This window comes from Rhizobium sp. CFBP 13644, assembly GCF_014842165.1.
Taxonomy (GTDB): domain Bacteria; phylum Pseudomonadota; class Alphaproteobacteria; order Rhizobiales; family Rhizobiaceae; genus Agrobacterium; species Agrobacterium tumefaciens_C.
The window spans coordinates 210761-227448 of sequence record NZ_JACYVF010000003.1 but is presented as its reverse complement, the minus strand read 5'-3'; the positions used below and the strand labels follow the sequence as shown (position 1 = coordinate 227448).

At 55.7% G+C, this 16688-nt stretch carries 14 protein-coding genes; 8 read left to right on the top strand and 6 right to left on the bottom strand.

What is annotated here, in order from left to right:
- Positions 1-5: 5 nt before the first annotated feature.
- Positions 6-1514, bottom strand: a complete 1509-nt coding sequence (locus tag IFT53_RS10535) for a glycosyltransferase family 39 protein (RefSeq protein WP_192064664.1) — start codon at positions 1512-1514, stop codon at positions 6-8.
- A gap of 227 nt (positions 1515-1741) precedes the next feature.
- Complete coding sequence (locus IFT53_RS10530; RefSeq protein ID WP_192064663.1) at positions 1742-4027, bottom strand: NADP-dependent malic enzyme; 2286 nt, start codon at positions 4025-4027, stop codon at positions 1742-1744.
- 316 nt (positions 4028-4343) lie between these two features.
- Between IFT53_RS10530 and IFT53_RS10525 the strand changes: the two genes are divergently transcribed.
- From IFT53_RS10525 to IFT53_RS10515, 3 genes are all read left to right on the top strand, one after another.
- On the top strand, positions 4344-5774 hold the full coding sequence (locus IFT53_RS10525; RefSeq protein WP_192064662.1) for a mannose-1-phosphate guanylyltransferase/mannose-6-phosphate isomerase: 1431 nt from the start codon (positions 4344-4346) through the stop codon (positions 5772-5774).
- A gap of 169 nt (positions 5775-5943) precedes the next feature.
- Entirely contained in the window at positions 5944-6474 is a 531-nt protein-coding gene (locus IFT53_RS10520) for a DUF992 domain-containing protein (protein ID WP_042616483.1), read from the top strand.
- Positions 6475-6574: 100 nt separating this feature from the next.
- Positions 6575-6958 carry a c-type cytochrome gene (locus tag IFT53_RS10515; protein WP_244656307.1) on the top strand — a complete coding sequence of 128 codons (384 nt, stop codon included), beginning with the start codon at positions 6575-6577 and terminating at the stop codon, positions 6956-6958.
- Between the two features lie 3 nt (positions 6959-6961).
- On the opposite strand, the gene recX is transcribed toward IFT53_RS10515, so the two are convergent.
- The 4 genes from recX to IFT53_RS10495 form a co-directional block, all read right to left on the bottom strand.
- Positions 6962-7516 (bottom strand): recombination regulator RecX, encoded by a 555-nt coding sequence (recX, locus tag IFT53_RS10510; protein WP_192064660.1) that lies wholly within the window; start codon positions 7514-7516, stop codon positions 6962-6964.
- A gap of 64 nt (positions 7517-7580) precedes the next feature.
- The gene (locus IFT53_RS10505) at positions 7581-8834 is read right to left on the bottom strand and encodes an adenylate/guanylate cyclase domain-containing protein (RefSeq protein ID WP_192064659.1); all 1254 of its coding nucleotides are present in this window, start codon (positions 8832-8834) and stop codon (positions 7581-7583) included.
- 212 nt (positions 8835-9046) lie between these two features.
- Positions 9047-9277: a helix-turn-helix domain-containing protein gene (locus tag IFT53_RS10500; RefSeq protein WP_042616480.1), complete on the bottom strand. Its 231-nt coding sequence runs from the start codon at positions 9275-9277 to the stop codon at positions 9047-9049.
- Positions 9278-9473: 196 nt separating this feature from the next.
- Positions 9474-10364, bottom strand: coding sequence for a helix-turn-helix domain-containing protein (locus IFT53_RS10495; protein ID WP_192064658.1), 891 nt, complete (start codon positions 10362-10364; stop codon positions 9474-9476).
- Positions 10365-10454: 90 nt separating this feature from the next.
- Between IFT53_RS10495 and IFT53_RS10490 the strand changes: the two genes are divergently transcribed.
- The 5 genes from IFT53_RS10490 (at position 10455) to IFT53_RS10470 (ending at position 16643) form a co-directional block, all read left to right on the top strand.
- Positions 10455-11729, top strand: coding sequence for an ABC transporter substrate-binding protein (locus IFT53_RS10490; RefSeq protein WP_192064657.1), 1275 nt, complete (start codon positions 10455-10457; stop codon positions 11727-11729).
- 78 nt (positions 11730-11807) lie between these two features.
- Positions 11808-12668, top strand: coding sequence for a carbohydrate ABC transporter permease (locus IFT53_RS10485; RefSeq protein ID WP_192064656.1), 861 nt, complete (start codon positions 11808-11810; stop codon positions 12666-12668).
- A complete protein-coding gene (locus IFT53_RS10480; RefSeq protein WP_192064655.1) occupies positions 12665-13501 on the top strand; it encodes a carbohydrate ABC transporter permease in 837 nt (278 codons plus the stop codon). Before IFT53_RS10485 ends, IFT53_RS10480 begins: the two co-directional genes overlap by 4 nt.
- A gap of 15 nt (positions 13502-13516) precedes the next feature.
- On the top strand, positions 13517-14602 hold the full coding sequence (locus tag IFT53_RS10475; RefSeq protein ID WP_192064654.1) for an ABC transporter ATP-binding protein: 1086 nt from the start codon (positions 13517-13519) through the stop codon (positions 14600-14602).
- 37 nt (positions 14603-14639) lie between these two features.
- Positions 14640-16643 (top strand): aldo/keto reductase, encoded by a 2004-nt coding sequence (locus IFT53_RS10470; protein WP_192064653.1) that lies wholly within the window; start codon positions 14640-14642, stop codon positions 16641-16643.
- The last annotated feature ends 45 nt before the right edge of the window (positions 16644-16688 follow it).

The following is a 16688-nucleotide window of genomic DNA, read 5'->3' as shown; positions in this document are numbered from 1 at the left end:
TTTGCCTATCGCTCGATATCAGAAGGCCGAACCACGGCGTAGTAGACCCGCATTACCTTGTTCTCTACAGGGTAGTACAATTGCACATCAGCAATCGAAATTGGCACATTCCTGAACTTGGCGTTTAGCTGCTCCTCGAGCCACTTCAAAAGTAGAGGCAGTTTGTTTTCGTCCCCTGTCCACACCAGAAGCGCAGGGTGGTGCTCAGAAAGAGTGAAGGCAGGATCGTAGTCGTCGTAGGTTGTTGATGCGACCGGAACGGTGCTGAAATTAAAGCGGACATTCCCACCGGTAGGCCAGTTAGGGGTAACAATGACAGAGGGAGATAAATTCCCCGCGTCGATGACCTGACTCTTGAATTGCGCCCAGTTGTAATTCGAATTGGATGCGCGCCCAAGTGCCGCGAATAGCGGATGGGACAGGACGAGAACGAGTGGGACAACCACCAAGGCTACAAGAGGAATGGGCAAGAACTTGGCGATGAAACGCTCTGAGTCAGCAATGGAACGTTCGAGATAAAGCGCAGCCAGAATGGGTGCGGGCATCAGAAGAGGGAGTAGCCATCTGTCCCGTAATTCGGTCATTGTCGTCATCAAGATAACGATGGCCATCAAGGATACCATGGCGATGAAATAGTTGAGGAAGAAGCGAAACCAGACGCTTTGTGACCTATGTGATATCTTGTTTTCTGCGATCGTCGCAAGGAATAGCAGTAGGGCTGGCAAGGCGATAATTATCAGTGAACCTGAAATGAAACGTCCAAGCCCATGAGCGATTTGCAAAAAGCGGCTCTCGGGCGCTCCCTCTGCCATCCGCTCCAGTGTAACCTCTGAAGCGAAAATTAGATTATCCGTAAGCCATAAAAGATGGGGCAGGAACACAACCAAACTTGCGAGAATTGTGAGCGCAAAACGCTTGTCGAGTAGCCGCTCTCGGCCCTGAGGATGAAACCACACCGCCACCAGGACGGCCGGTAAAGCTAACGCAAAGTTGTATTTGGAGAGCATTCCGAGACCCGCGATCACTCCTATAAGAACATAGCCGACCGTGCTTGGGCGCTTTATAAGCCTTATGCTGCCATATATCAGCAACGCAAACGTGAGCATCAGCATTGCAGTGTGGGTCAGATCGCGCTGCGCCTGCCAGAACACTTGCGGAATTATAAAAAGTGCGAAAGCCGATACGGCGACAAACCGCTTGTTTTCCAGCACCAGTTCGGCTGTTTTTATGTAGACGGCAAAGGTCAGAAACAGGATGAGGTTTTTCGCGAACGCAATTGTCACCATCGATGTGCCGAATAACGCGAAGATTGCCTGTTGATACCAGTTGTAGAGGGGCGGCTGGGCATCGTAGCCGAGCGCAAGCCATTGTGCAAAAAGCACCTGCTGGGCTTCGTCGACCCGCAACGTCGGTGGTGTGAAGTAACGGACGACGATCTGAAGGAGAAAATACGCCCCGAAAAGTGCAACGACAGCGTTTGGCGTTTTTGAGAGGTAATTGGATAGGCGTTTCATTGCCCCGTCCATTTTCACGGTCGCGCCTGAGTTAGTTTGCTTACTAGATATGTGCATGCCTCGTCCGTCGTGCCGCTAAGCGTCAAATCCACTTCAATGTGCTGATGGCGGTGTCAAATCCGAACTATGTGGCGTAACCATGGAGTCTGGCCGCTCCTAAATGTTATTTGCCTCTTGGCGCAGACTAAGTGCAAGATCGGCGCCCCAGTCAAGGGGCGCCATGTTAATCAGCCGGCATTATAGGCCGCGATGGCAGCCATGTTGACAATGTCGCTGTCCTTTGCGCCCATCGCCGTGATCTGCACGGATTTGTCCAGCCCGACGAGAAGAGGGCCGATAACCGTTGCGCCGCCCAGTTCCTGCAACATCTTGGTCGATATGGAGGCCGAGTGAATTGCTGGCATCACGAGCACATTGGCAGGGCCCGAAAGGCCGGAGAATGGGTACTGGCTCTGCATTTTCTGGTAATTCAGGGCCACGTCCGCGGCCATCTCGCCATCGACTTCGAAATTGACGTTGCGCTTGTCGAGAATCCGCACAGCTTCACGAACCTTCTCGGAGCGCTCACCGAGCGGATGTCCGAAGGTGGAATAGGCCAGCATGGCGACACGCGGCTCGTAACCGAAACGGCGGGCAAGGCCAGCGGCCTCTACGGCGATATCGGCCAGGTCTTCCGCTGACGGCATGTCGTGAACGGCGGTATCCGCGACAAAGACGGTGCGATTTCGCGAAACGACCAGCGAAACCCCGATCACGCGGTGGCCGGGCTTCGTATTGATGCAACGGCGCACATCTTCAAGCGCGGTGGAGTAGTTGCGCGTCGTGCCGGTTACCATGGCATCTGCGTCGCCCATCGCCACCATGCAGGCCGCGAAATGGTTGCGGTCATTGTGAACGAGGCGCTGGACGTCGCGCAGCAGATAGCCCTGGCGCTGCAGACGTGCGTAGAGGTAATCAATGTACACATCGACCCGCTCGGAAAGCCGGGCATTGGTGATCTGGATCGTCGGCCGGTCGAGATCGATGCCCGCACGTTCGGCGTTTGCCCGTATGATATCATCTCGGCCAAGCAGGATTGCCGTGCCAAGACCCTGCGCCGTAAAGGAGATGGCCGCACGCATGACCTGCTCTTCTTCCGCCTCTGCAAACACGACTCGCTTGGGCGACCGGCGGACACGTTCATAAAGCCGCTGGGTTGTCGACGCCATGGGATCGCGGCGAGCGGAAAGCTCACGAGCATAGGCGTCAAGATCGGGTATTCCCTTGCGGGCCACGCCCGTTTCCATGGCGGCACGCGCCACGGCAACAGGAATTGCCGAGATCAGGCGCGGGTCGAATGGAACAGGAATGATGTATTGGGCCCCGAAGCGCGGGCGCACACCCTGATACGCTGCCGCCACATCATCAGGCACATCTTCGCGGGCAAGGTCTGCCAGCGCCTTGGCGGCTGCGATCTTCATGGCATCGTTGATCTGGCTGGCGCGCACGTCCAGCGCGCCGCGGAAGATATAGGGGAAGCCAAGAACGTTGTTGACCTGATTGGGATAGTCGGAGCGCCCTGTCGCCATGATCGCGTCATCGCGGATCCGCGCCACCTCTTCCGGCGTAATTTCCGGGTCAGGATTGGCCATGGCAAAAATGATGGGCCTGGGAGCCATGGACCGGATCATGTCTTCGCTGAAGGCGCCCTTCTGGGAAAGACCGAATACGACATCCGCGCCTTTCATGGCCTCAGCCAGCGTGCGGCTATCGGTTTTTGCGGCGTGGGCGGATTTCCACTGGTTCATACCCTCGGTGCGACCCTGATAGATCACGCCCTTCGTATCACAGAGCGTGATATTGGCAGGGTTGAAACCCATGGCCTTGATCAGGTCCATGCAGGCGATGGCCGCAGCGCCTGCGCCATTGCAGACGAGTTTCGTGGTCTTGAAATCGCGGCCCGTCAGTTCGATTGCGTTGATAAGGCCGGCGGCTGCAATGATGGCCGTACCATGCTGGTCATCATGGAAAACGGGAATATCCATGATTTCGCGCAGGCGGCTTTCAATGATGAAACATTCCGGCGCCTTGATATCTTCCAGATTGATGCCGCCGAATGACGGGCCCAGATAGCGCACGCAGTTGATGAATTCATCGGCATTTTCTGTATCGACCTCGAGATCGATAGAATCGACATCTGCGAAGCGCTTGAACAGAACCGACTTGCCTTCCATCACGGGCTTTGAGGCGAGCGCGCCCAGGTTGCCGAGACCCAAAATCGCGGTTCCGTTGGAAATAACGGCGACCATGTTTCCACGTGTGGTGTAATCATAGGCCAGATCGGGGTTTTCAGCGATTGCCTTGACGGGAACCGCGACGCCCGGAGAATAGGCGAGCGAAAGGTCGCGCTGGGTCGCCATCGGTTTGGTAGGCGTTATCTCCAGCTTTCCCGGTCTGCCCTGCGAGTGGAAGTCCAGAGCCTCCTGATCTGTCACAGATGTTTTGCCCGTCGCGGAGTTGGTTTTGTCTGGCATGTCCCCACCCTAATTCGTTGATTTTAAAATTCTGGACGTAGTTATGGTAATATCGAAGTGAGTGCCAAGCCTTGAACCGGGATTCAATGTTGTAAAACGACAGATTCATACGGGCGTCGAACACTTCAATCGATTAGCCGTTCCGGATTGATCGGAACCACAGCGGGTTGTCGTCGTTCGTCATCAGACGGCTTGGTGCAAACGGCAGAAGCGATGCAGGACATGGTTGTGAGAATGCGACCTTGGCAATGGCGCCCACACATGTTTTGCTTATGGCCGTTACGAGATAAAGCATTGGAATTTGAAAGGGCATGACGTGAGCGCACAAAACAGAAGAATTATCCCCGTACTTCTGGCAGGCGGGGCTGGATCGCGTTTGTGGCCGGTTTCGCGGGACCAGTTGCCAAAACAGTTTCAGCCATTGGTTGGCGAATTCTCGACCTACCAACAGACGCTGATGCGCGTCAGCGACGAGACGGTTTATGACGAGCCATACGTCATCACCAACGAAGATTTCCGCTTCTTTGCACTCCGGCAGGCAGAAGAGGTGAATATTCCCGCGACCGTTGTCCTGGAACCTGCCCGCCGTGACAGTGCCGCCGCCATGGCGGCGGCCGCAGTGCTTGCCGAAAAACGCGAGCCGGGCTCCCTTGTTCTCGCATTGGCTGCTGATCACGTTGTTCTCGACAATGATAAGTTCACGGACGCCGTCAAGCTCGGTGCTGAGGCGGCGGAACAGGGCAACATCGTCGTTTTCGGCCTCACGCCAACAGAGCCTCGCACGTCCTATGGCTACATCAATCCCGGCCAGCCGATCGGTGGCAATGAAGATCTGTGCATGGTTGAGGCCTTCGTTGAAAAGCCCGACGAGGAAACCGCAATTTTCTATGTCGAGAAGGGCTATCTCTGGAATTCTGGTAACTTCCTGTTCAGATCAGATGTGATGATTGCGGAGCTTGCCGCCCATGCTCCCGAAATTCTGGAGGCGGTGACGCGCTCGGTGGAGTCTTTCAAAAGCGACCTTGGTTTCGTCAGGCTGGATAAGGAGAGCTTCGAAGCCTCGCCTAAGAACTCCATTGATTATGCTGTGATTGAAAACACGAAGCGGATGGCCGTCGTGCGCGGTCATTTTCGTTGGTCGGATATCGGCAGCTGGGATGCGATTTGGGAAATCGCTGACAAGCAGGAAAATGGCAATGCGGTTGAAGGTCAGGGCATATTCATTGATTCCGAGGGCTGCCTCATTCACTCCAACAGCCTTCTGACGACGGTGGTCGGCGCAAAGGATCTAATGGTCGTGGCCACCAAAGACGCTGTTCTGGTCATGCCGAAGGACAGGGTGCAAAGCGTCAAGGGTCTTGTCGAGACGTTGAAAGAGAGCGACCACGCTCGCAAGACCGAAATACACCGGCGCGCCTATCGTCCATGGGGGCACATCGAGCAGACCGATTCTGGTGCGCGTTACCGCGTCAGTCATCTCAAGGTGGAGCCTGGCCATAAGATTTCACTGCAGCAGCATTATCACCGGTCGGAACACTGGATCATTGTCCGTGGCACGGCGACGGTAACGCTTGGAGACACCACCCAACTGTTGACGGAGAACCAGTCCATCTACATTCCGATTGGCGCGCAACACCGTTTGGCCAATGATGGGAAAATTCCTCTGGAGATCATCGAGATCCAGACTGGGTCCTATTTTGGAGACGATGACATCATCCGTTTGCAGGATGACTACAAGCGGGACTGAGAAAGCATCTTATATAACTATCGAGACTATCTCTGGCACCGTGAGACGCGATTGATGCCTTAAATGGATCGTTTTTGCGGAACAAACGTTATGACGTTGCCATTCATGATCCGAATTGGGTACGCGGGGCTGCTGCGGACATAAGAAGATCAAACAGGAGAAAAAAAGAATGAAAAAGGCTTTAGCCGTAACTTTCGCCGCAATGACACTGGGCCTCGGTGGAACTGCAAGCGCAATCGCTGCCGATATGACCTATTCTGCACCTGTTGTGCAGGATCAGGATGACCGTAACGGCGTCAAAATCGGCTATCTGACCTGCGAAGTGGGCGGCGGCGTTGGCTATGTCATCGGTTCGTCCAAGGAACTCGATTGCACGTTCCAGTCGACCATGGGTGCTCGTCGCACTGACCACTACAGCGGTGCCATTCGCAAAATGGGCGTCGATCTAGGTTTCACGACCCAGGGTAAACTCGTATGGGCCGTCTTCGCTCCGACAGCTGGATATCATCGCGGCTCGCTCGGCGGTCTCTATCAGGGCGCCACAGCTGAAGCCACGCTTGGTCTCGGCGTTGGTGCCAACGTTCTGGTTGGCGGCACAGCTGGTTCCATCCAGCTCCAGACCATCAGCGTAACTGGTCAGGTCGGCCTCAATCTTGCGGCGACCGGCACATCGGTCACGCTGACGCCGATCAACGGTTGATCCTTATAAAGTCAATCTGACGCATACAACATCGCGCCCTTTTCATCGTATGATGAAAAGGGCGTTTTGGTTTCAAAAGCGGAGTTGTGGTTAGATGGTGATGATACGCGCATGCCTGTCTGGTGTTTTGGTTTTATTGTCCGTCACCATTGCATATGCGGAAGGTGATCCCGCCAGAGGTGAGCGGTCATTCAGCAAGTGTTCCGCCTGCCACATTATCGACAACCCACGCACACGCATGGGTCCTCATCTGATGGGCGTCGTGGGACGACCGGCCGGTTCAGTGGCGGACTACAACTACTCTGCCGCGATGAAGGATGCCGGGGCGAAAGGAATGGTCTGGACGGAGGATAATCTACGGGCATTTCTCTATAGCCCAAAGAAACTCGTGCCGGGCACGTCCATGCGGTTCTTTGGGCTTTGGAGCGAGGATGAGATCAACGATCTGATCGCCTACATGAAAACAGTGCCCGCTCCGCAGTAAACATTAAAGGGCCTGTTGCCCATCGAGGATGGCTTCGGCTTCATCCGCACTCATTCTGTAAACCCGACTTGCGATTTCAAAGCTGTAACCGTTTCGGGCAAATGCCGAGATTTCCTTGTTCATCCTTTTTTGATCGGCTTCCTCACGGCGGAAGGGGCCGAAGCGGCGCTTGCGTGCCATGATGACGGCTGAATAGAGATCGTCGGTGTCAACGAGGGCCTGCTCGGTTATATCAGGCGCAACACCTTTCATCTTGAGTTTCTGGGCTATAGCCCTGCGGGATTTTCCCCCGCGTATGGCTGAGCGTGTCGCGATTTCGGCATAGGCAACGTCATCCAGCGCTTTGATGTCATAGGCGAATTTTACGGCCGCGTGGCCCAGCGCTTCGATCTGTTCGGGACTGATATCTTCGAATTTCTGTTTTGCTTTGCGAGTGATGGCATCAAACAGCTGCCGCTCGGTCATCATGCGCCGCTCCAGCCGGTAAATCGTGGAGTTGCGCACCCATGTCAGCATTCTTGCAGTGGGAGCAGTCGGTCTGTCTGCTTCTTCCGTCACCGGGCCGTGTCCTGTCGATTGCTAACGCGTTCTGGCAGTCGTCTAAAGGAAATGGCGGTCGATGTTAATTCTCAATCACGGCCTCTGCGACGATTTCCGGGTCGGGCAAGGCATAAACGTTGAAGGATGTATCGAGGCCGCGAAGCTTGTGTTCGCCCAATCCTTCAAACGCTCTGATATCGCCCGCCAGTTCAATGAAGTCTTCAGACATCAGCACCGGGCGCTTGAGTGTTTTGGTCAGCGTTTCCAGCCGGGATGCAATATTGACCGCCGGGCCGATGACTGTGAAATCAAGTCTGCTCTTTGAGCCGATATTTCCATACATGACATCCCCTACATGCACGCCGATGCCATATCCCAGCGGTTCGCGCCCGCTCTCACGAATGGTCACGTTCAGCGCCTTCAGCTGAACTTGTGCCTTTTCAATTGCGGTGATGATGTTCGCGCAGGCGTCGGCGTCGCTGAGGGGGAAAATCGCCAGCAGCCCATCGCCCATGAATTTCAGAATCTCTCCACCAAATTCCTCAATGGGGTCCGACATGGCGTCGAAGAAGGCATTCAGCAATTCGATAACGTCGTCTCGCGGCCACATGTCGGAAATCTGGGTGAAATCGCGCAGGTCACAAATGAGGATTGCAGCACTGACGGTGATGCCACTCCCGCGCCGCGTCGCGCCATCGAGAATGGCCTGACCGGCATGTGGTCCTACATAGGTTTCCAGAAGTGTGCGTGCGATGCGATTTTTGAGACGTATTTCCGAAACCAGTGAAAAAGCTGGCACGAGTGTTCGCAAGAGTTCAATTTCCGCGTCCGTAAAGCCACCCGGAACATCGCTGCAAAACGTCAAGACATGTCGTTTGTTCAGGGTGTGCTTCAGCGGCCAGGCGCAATATTCTGTCAGGCCCTGAGCGCGAAGTTCGGCATAGATTCCGGGTTCTCCGGCGACCGCTGCCGTATCTAGGCGATGGCGTATTTCTTCTGTGCCGGACTGGATCGCATAGACGGGACTGTTCAGATACTCGGCGCTTTTTTCCATGCCGTAGGCGTAAGTCGTGAACTCGGCGTCTTTCAGCCCTGTTGTCCACAACATGCGTGCGCCGCTCCATTGCGGATGGTCAACGAGAAAATTGATCGTGCCGCGTGCTACCGATATGCCGGCTTCATTCAAACGCTCGCATAGTTGCACCAGAAGATTGTCGATGAAACGTTGATCGCTGGTTTCCAGCATCAGCCAGTCGAGGATCGCAGATCGCTTTGACGGCCAGAGGGTTTTGGATGCGCCGAATAGAGACAGGTCAGCGGCGTTTGCGTCTGTCATTCATATCTCACAGTCATGGCTACTCGTATGCGCGCATCATTGATTATGCGCCGGATAATAGCCCTGCATGTGGTAAGGAGAAACCCTATTTGTAATAGGTGTCCAGAAAATCGCTAGTTAGATAAGCGGTTATCCCAGCCCGTCCTGCAAAGATTTAAAGCTCATGCGCGACGGGCAGGGCGTTGCCCTTCTATAAAAAGGGCGGGAAACCCTTAGACGGCTTGGGCAAGCGGGATTTGCAACGCCGCTGCCACACGCTGAATGTGGGAAGGATTGATATCGGAGCCGTCTTCCAGTGCGACGATTTCTTCAGTCGTCAATCCGCACGTAATGGCCAGTTGTTCGACTGTGTAACCACACTCGCCTCTGGCTGCGGAAATCTTGGCTGCGAAGGGCGCATCCGTGCGATCACCGGAATGGGGCTGAGAAACAGATATTGTCATTATAATCTCCCTAGAATGGACATTGAATGGAACCGGGGTCCAGCGGAGTGACCGGCCTATAATGTAGCCGCGTTGCGTAAAGGAGAGGCTATGCTGCAACGCAGCACGGAAAATAGCCATCTTTCCGGCTGGAGCAACAGTTAAATTTTCGTAAGAATTGCGTGCGAGTTTTTGCAGCGGGAAACCGGATTGGCGATCACAACGTGTTGTTGAAACGCATATCGCGACGAAAATCCGATGGCGACATGCCCGCCACCTGTCGAAATGCTTTGTTGAAGGCGCTGACGGATCCGAAACCGCTCTCCATCGCCACCTGCAGGATATTGTCGTTGTCCTTGATGAGCATAGCCTGTGCGCGGGAAAGGCGCAGCAGCGTGAGATACTTGATCAAGGTCATGCCTGTGGATTTTCTAAACAGGTTCATGGCGTATTTGGGGTGAAGGCTGGCAGAGCGGGCAATGTCTGTCGCATCAATATCCTCTAGAAAATTTGCGGCGATGAAGTCGCACATCCGCACGACGCTGGCCGAGCTAGTGCTTTCGGCATCGCCGGATTTCACGTCGCGAGACTGAGGCGATATGACGGTGTAGGGCTCCAGAAACATGCGCTCCACCCGCAGCAGCAACTCTTCCACCGCATTCTCAGCCTTCAGCGGATCACCGGATTTCGCATAGCGAAACCACCGAGAAAAGTTTTCCTCGTCGGACGGATCGGTGACAGAGGTTACCATCGTAGCCCCGCCAATCAGCTTGGCTGAGACGGCCACCGGCAGACGCATCCGAAAGAAATGAACCAGTGGCAGATGAGCGCCTGCGTAAAAGGAATCGTCTGATGACCAGTCCATCCTGTGCGCCTGACCACCCCAGAAAAGGCATATCTGCCCGGCGTCCAGCTGCAAGGCATGGTCCCCCATTCGGTAATGGACACTGCCCGAAGTGATGTAGTTCACTTCAATCTGGGCATGCCAGTGCGGCATCAGCATAATGGATGGATGAGCCCGGAAAAACTCCAAACGGTTGGGTGCGCCCTCAATGCTGCTGGCACCCGGCTGATAAATCGCTCTCCCCTCGACCTTACTTTCCGCCAAATCGATGTTCCCAATTTACGAGACAGAATTTCAAGTCCGGCTAATCTGCCCGTGTCGTTGGAGGACGGCAATTGAAAAGGGAGGTTTTCAATGAATTTCAAATTTATCGGCGCGTCTGTCTCGCTGGCACTCATGGCTGCTGCACCGGCTGCCGCGCAATCCACCACTGTTACCGTCTGGAGCTGGAACGTCGCCGCGTCTGCTTTGAAGTCAACGCTGGAGGGCTTCAACAAGAAGTACCCCGATATCAAGGTGGATGTTCAGGATCTGGGCAACAATCAGGTTTATGACAAGGCGCTGGCGGCCTGCGCGGCTGGTGGGCAGGGCTTGCCGGATATCGTGACCGTCGAAAACTATGAAGCCGAGGTTTTCTGGAACCGTTTCCCGGATTGCTTCACGGACGCAACCAAGCTTGGTTACACGCCTGAGAAGCAGGCACTCTTCCCTGAGTTCAAGCGCACAGAGCTTGAAGTCGATGGCGTTGCCTATGCCGTTCCATGGGACAGCGGCCCTGTCACCATGTTCTACCGTCGCGATTTTTATGAAAAGGCGGGCGTTGATCCCGCAACGATCAAGACCTGGGATGACTTTATTGCCGCCGGAAAGAAGATCATGGCAGCCAATCCCGGCACGGTCATGACGCAGGCCGATTTCAACGGTGATAGCGAATGGTTCCGCATGATCTCCAATGAGCAGGGATGCGGTTACTTTTCGACCGATGGCCAAAGCATAACCATCAACCAGCCAGCCTGCGTTGCGACGCTTGAAAAGCTCAAGCAGATGAAAGATGCAGGCATCATTACGGCCGCTATCTGGGACGAGAAAATCCAGTCCAACACCGCTGGTAAAGTCGCCACGCAAATGTATGGCGGCTGGTATGAAGGCACCATTCGGTCCGGTTCGCCAGATCTTGCTGGCAAGTGGGGCGTCTACACGATGCCGAGCATCACCGCAGATGGCCCGCATGCAGCCAATCTTGGTGGCTCTTCGCTGGCCATAAGTTCCGCCTCCCAAAACAAGGAAGCGGCATGGAAGTTTGTCGACTATGCGCTTTTGACCAATGAGGGTCAGGTGACCATGCTGAAATCCTTTGGTCTGGTGCCATCTTTGCTCACGGCGGATAAGGACGCCTTCGCCAAGGAAGCGCAGCCCTATTGGGGTGGGCAGGCGATTTGGGCCGACATTCTGGCAACGCTACCGAAAATCGTGCCCAGCCGTGGCACAGCCTTTCAGTCTGATGCCGAAGGCATCTACCGCGTAACGCAGACCAAATATCTGGCAGGCGGTTTCCCTGATGCCAAGACCGCGCTCGATGACGCTGCAAAGCAGATCGAATCCGCAACAGGCGTGCCGATTGCCGAATAGTCTCCCAAGCCGACCGTTGCCGGGCGCCCATCTCACGGGCGTCCGGCTCCCATAACCCTCTGGCTTTGTGAGGTCGAAATGCCTTTGCGCAATAGGGTCGCCTATGCCTTTCTGGCACCGTATCTTCTGATTTTCACGACATTCTGGCTGTGGCCGATCATCAGTTCGTTCCTGATGTCCTTCCAGAATACGCGCATCAATCCCTGGCGTTTCGCGCCGTCCATGAACTGGGGACGATTGATCGGTGATCCCGCATTCTACAATGCGCTGCAGAATACGCTGATCATTCTCATCGTGCAGGTCCCCATCATGATTGCGCTCGCCACCATCATGGCGGTGCTGTTGAATTCGCCGCTCCTCAAGGCGCGCCCCCTTTATCGCTTCGCCTTTTTCGCGCCAGTTGTGGTGGGTGAGGTGGCCTATGCCGCTGTGTTCAGGCTGATGTTTTCCGCGGATTTTGGCATCATCAACAAGCTCATTACGTCAATGGGGCTCGCCCCTATCGCGTGGTTCGATAATTCCACCGCAGCCATGGCGCTCATCATCATTGCCGTCACATGGCGCTGGGCGGGGTACAACGCCATCATCATTCTGGCCGGTCTTCAGTCCATTCCGGGCGATGTTTATGAGGCGGCAACGTTGGATCATGTCAGCAAGCGCCAGCAATTCCTGCATATCACGCTGCCGCTGCTGAAGCCCATCATCCTGTTCTGCGTTGTTTTGTCCGTCATCGGAACCATGCAGCTGTTTACCGAACCCTTCCTCATTACCAACCGAGGCGGTCCGGGTGGGGCAACCGAGACGCTTGGCATTTTCCTTTATCGCCAAGGCTTCACGTCGCTCAACTTCGGCTACGCATCGGCCATCGCCTACACGATTGCAGCGCTTGCCGTCGTTATCTCGATTTTCAACCTGTGGATCGGGAGGGAAGCGAAATGAAATCGAAGTCCAAGTCCCTGCTGTGGCAGAAAATCGCGCTTCATGCCGCCTTGACGCCGCTTGCCATCATCTGGCTGTTTCCCATCTGGGTTATGTTCATCTTTTCGACCATGCCTGATCAAGGCATTTTCAGCCCCGAGATCGTGCTGCTGCCATCGACGCATTTTATGGAGAATTTCCGAAATCTTCAGGCGGATACGGATTTCCTGCGTGCTCTGTTCATCTCCATCGGTGTGGCCGTTATTTACACGGTCCTGTCCGTGATGCTGACATCCATGGCTGGGTGGGCTCTGGCGCGGTACCGCTTCGCTGGTCGTAGTGTGGTGGTGGCGATCATCCTGGGAACGATTACGTTGCCATATGCGGTTGTGGTTATCCCGCAGTTCATCATGGTGGCTCGGGAATTCAAGCTTGCCAACACATGGGTCGCGCTCATCGTGCCGCCCCTGTTCAATTCGCTTGGCGTACTCTTCATGCGGCAATCCTTTTCCATGATGCCGAACGAGCTTTTCGATGCAGCGCGCGTCGAAGGCGTCAAGGAATGGCAGATATTCCTGCGCATTGCCTTGCCGCTGGCGCGTCCCACCATGGCGGCATTGTCCATCATTCTCTTTCTTGCCTCCTGGAACAACTACCTCTGGCCGCTGCTGGTCAACTCACAGCCCGGCATGATGACGGCACCGGTCGCACTCGGCACCTTGATCGGGCTTACCAAAGTCTCCTGGGGCGGCATCATGGCGGGCGCCATGCTACTGACCGCGCCCATCCTCGTCATCTTCGTGCTGTTGCAGCGCCATTTCATCGCCGGCATCTCTGCCGGCGCCGTCAAGTAATCCGGGAGAAACCCAATGGCGGAACTTTCGCTCAAAAATGTCGTCAAACGCTATGGCGCTCTGGAGGTCATCCATGGGGCTGATCTGGACATCAAGGATGGCGAGTTTGTCGTCTTCGTCGGGCCATCTGGCTGCGGCAAATCTACATTGCTTCGCATGATAGCCGGGCTGGAAGATATCTCCGGTGGAGAAATCAGCATCGGCGGCAAAGTGGTCAATGACGCCGAGCCGACAGACCGTGGCATTGCCATGGTGTTTCAGTCCTATGCGCTTTATCCGCACATGACGGTTGAGCAAAACCTGTCCTTCGGCCTTCGCATGAACGGCAACCCGAAGGCCGATACGGAACAGCGGGTGCGCCGCGCTGCCGATATTTTACAGATCAACGAACTGATGCACCGCCGGCCAAAGCAGCTTTCCGGCGGTCAGCGCCAGCGCGTGGCCATCGGCCGTGCCATCGTGCGTCAACCCCGTGTCTTCCTGTTTGATGAGCCGCTTTCCAACCTTGATGCGGAGTTGCGCGTGCAGATGCGGGTGGAGATTTCCAGACTGCACAAACAACTCGGCACGACCATGATCTACGTGACCCACGATCAGACGGAAGCGATGACGCTTGCCGACAAGATCGTGGTGCTGCGCGCAGGTCACATCGAACAGGTCGGCGCCCCGCTTGATCTCTATGACGACCCAGCCAACCGCTTCGTTGCCGGTTTCGTTGGCTCGCCGAAGATGAATTTTCTGCCCGCCACCATCATAGGCAACGGGCCGGGCAATGTGATGCTGCGTCTCGTGGATGATCCATCGGTGCAGCTGACACTGCCGCTTACCTCACGGGTCGCTGATGGTAGCGAGGTCGTTCTAGGTGTGAGACCGGAGCGTTTCGGCGAGGCTGGCCGCGGCGATGCGGATATCACCGTCGAGATCGATGTTGCCGAGCATCTGGGCAACACCAGCTATATCTATGCCCGCCTTGCAGGCGGCACGCCCATCATCATCGAGCGCCCCGATACGCGCCACATCGCTGCGGCGCAGAACCTGACAGTCTCGATCATCTCTGAGCAGACCTTCCTTTTTGACAGCAAGGGCCAGCGCCTGCGCTGAAAGCGCAATCTCGAATTTAATAATATGAGGACATGCAATGATTGACGTTCAACCCATCCGTTGGGGCATCATCGGCCCCGGAACAATCGCGCGCACTTTTGCCGATGGTATCGCGCACTCTAAAACGGGCAAGCTCGTGGCAATCGCCAGCCGCAATCCCGGCAAGCCGGGACTTGGTGATGGTTTTCCCGGTGCGCGCATCATCGACGGTTACGAGGCTCTGCTGGCTGATCCTGACGTGGATGCCGTCTATCTCGCAACGCCCCACACGGGCCACGCCGAATGGGCGATCAAAGCTGTGCGTGCGGGCAAGCATGTGCTGGTGGAAAAGCCGATTGCGTTGACTTCGTATGATGCCGATGCAGTTTTCCACGAGGCAAGGAAGGCCGGGGTGTTCGCTGGCGAAGCCTATATGTATCGCCTTCACCCGCAGACGGCGAAACTCGTCGAACTCGTCAAAAGCGGAACAATTGGTGAGGTCCGCCTGATCAGGACCAGCTTTGGCTTCAACATGGGCGGCTTCAAGCCGGAGCACCGCCTGTTTGCCAATGATGCGGCTGGCGGTGGCATTCTCGATGTCGGCGGCTACCCCGTTTCCATGGCGCGCCTCATTGCCGGTGCGGTTGCAGGCAAGCCGTTTCTGGAGCCTGAGAAAGTGTCCGGCGTGGCGCATCTCGGCCAGTCCGGCGTGGATGAATGGGCGTCTGCCGTGCTGAAATTTCCAAATGGCATCGTCGCCGAAGTCTCATGCTCCATCATGGCCCAGCAGGACAATGTTCTGCGCATCATCGGCTCGGAAGGACGGATCGAGGTCGAGAATTTCTGGTTTGCCTCAGGCCACAAAGGCGGTGTCGGCAAAATCGAGATCATCAAGGTTGCGGAGCGGCAAATCGTCGAGGTGCAGGAAGACGGCTGGCTCTATTCCTTTGAAGTTGATGCAGCAGGTGAGGCAATCCGCGCCGGTCACACGGAATTTACCTATCCCGGCATGAGCTGGGCAGACAGCCTCGGCAACCTGCGTGCTATGGATCAATGGCGTCAATCTGTCGGTCTGGAATATGGCGTCGAAACGGCTGCAAAGCGCGTGCGCAACATCAGCGGTGCTGCGGTTGTTGCCGGAAACTCGGTTCCGAAAAGGACGATCCCAGGCGTCGCCAAGCCCGCATCCGTTGTCGCGTTGGGTTTCGAATTCTTCCCCAATTTTGCCTCCGCGTCACTGACGCTCGACACATTCTACGAGGCAGGCGGCAATCTCTTCGATACGGCCTATGTCTATGGTGGCGGCAAAACCGAAGCCATTTTCGGAGACTGGCACACCAGCCGTAACGTCCCGCGTGAAGAGATCGTCGTTATCGGCAAGGGCGCGCACTCGCCGCTTTGCTACCCTGACATGATTGCCAAGCAGCTCGATCAATCGCTGGACCGGTTGAAGACGGATTATGTCGACATCTATTTCATGCACCGGGACAACACCAACGTGCCTGTCGGTGAGTTTGTGGATGCGATGGATGCTGAGGTGAAACGCGGTCGCATCCGCAGCATTTTCGGCGGCTCCAACTGGACACGCGAGCGCATGGATGAGGCTGCAGACTACGCCCGCAAAAACGGTAAGGCAGCACCGGCGGCACTTTCCAACAATTTCTCGCTTGCGGAAATGCTGGATCCCATTTGGGCCGGTTGTGTGGCTGCCTCTGACGATGCGTGGAAGGACTGGCAGCGTGAGCGTCAAATCCCGAACTTCGCTTGGTCAAGCCAGGGCCGTGGCTTCTTCACGGAAAGAGCCGGACGGGACAAGCGTGACGATGAGGAGGTCGTGCGCGTCTGGTATTCGGATCGCAATTTCGACCGACGTGATAGGGCGATCGAACTGGCGCGTGAACTGGGACGTGATCCTATCCATATCGCTTTGGCCTATGTCATCGTGCAGCCATTCCCGGTCATTCCGCTGATCGGGCCGCGCACGATAGCGGAACTCGAAGACAGCCTTTCCGCACTCGACATCAAGTTGACGCCGGAGCAAGTACGCTACCTCGAAGCATGATCGCAGCATTCGCCACCCTTGGACATCACCAAGGGTGGCGAATGA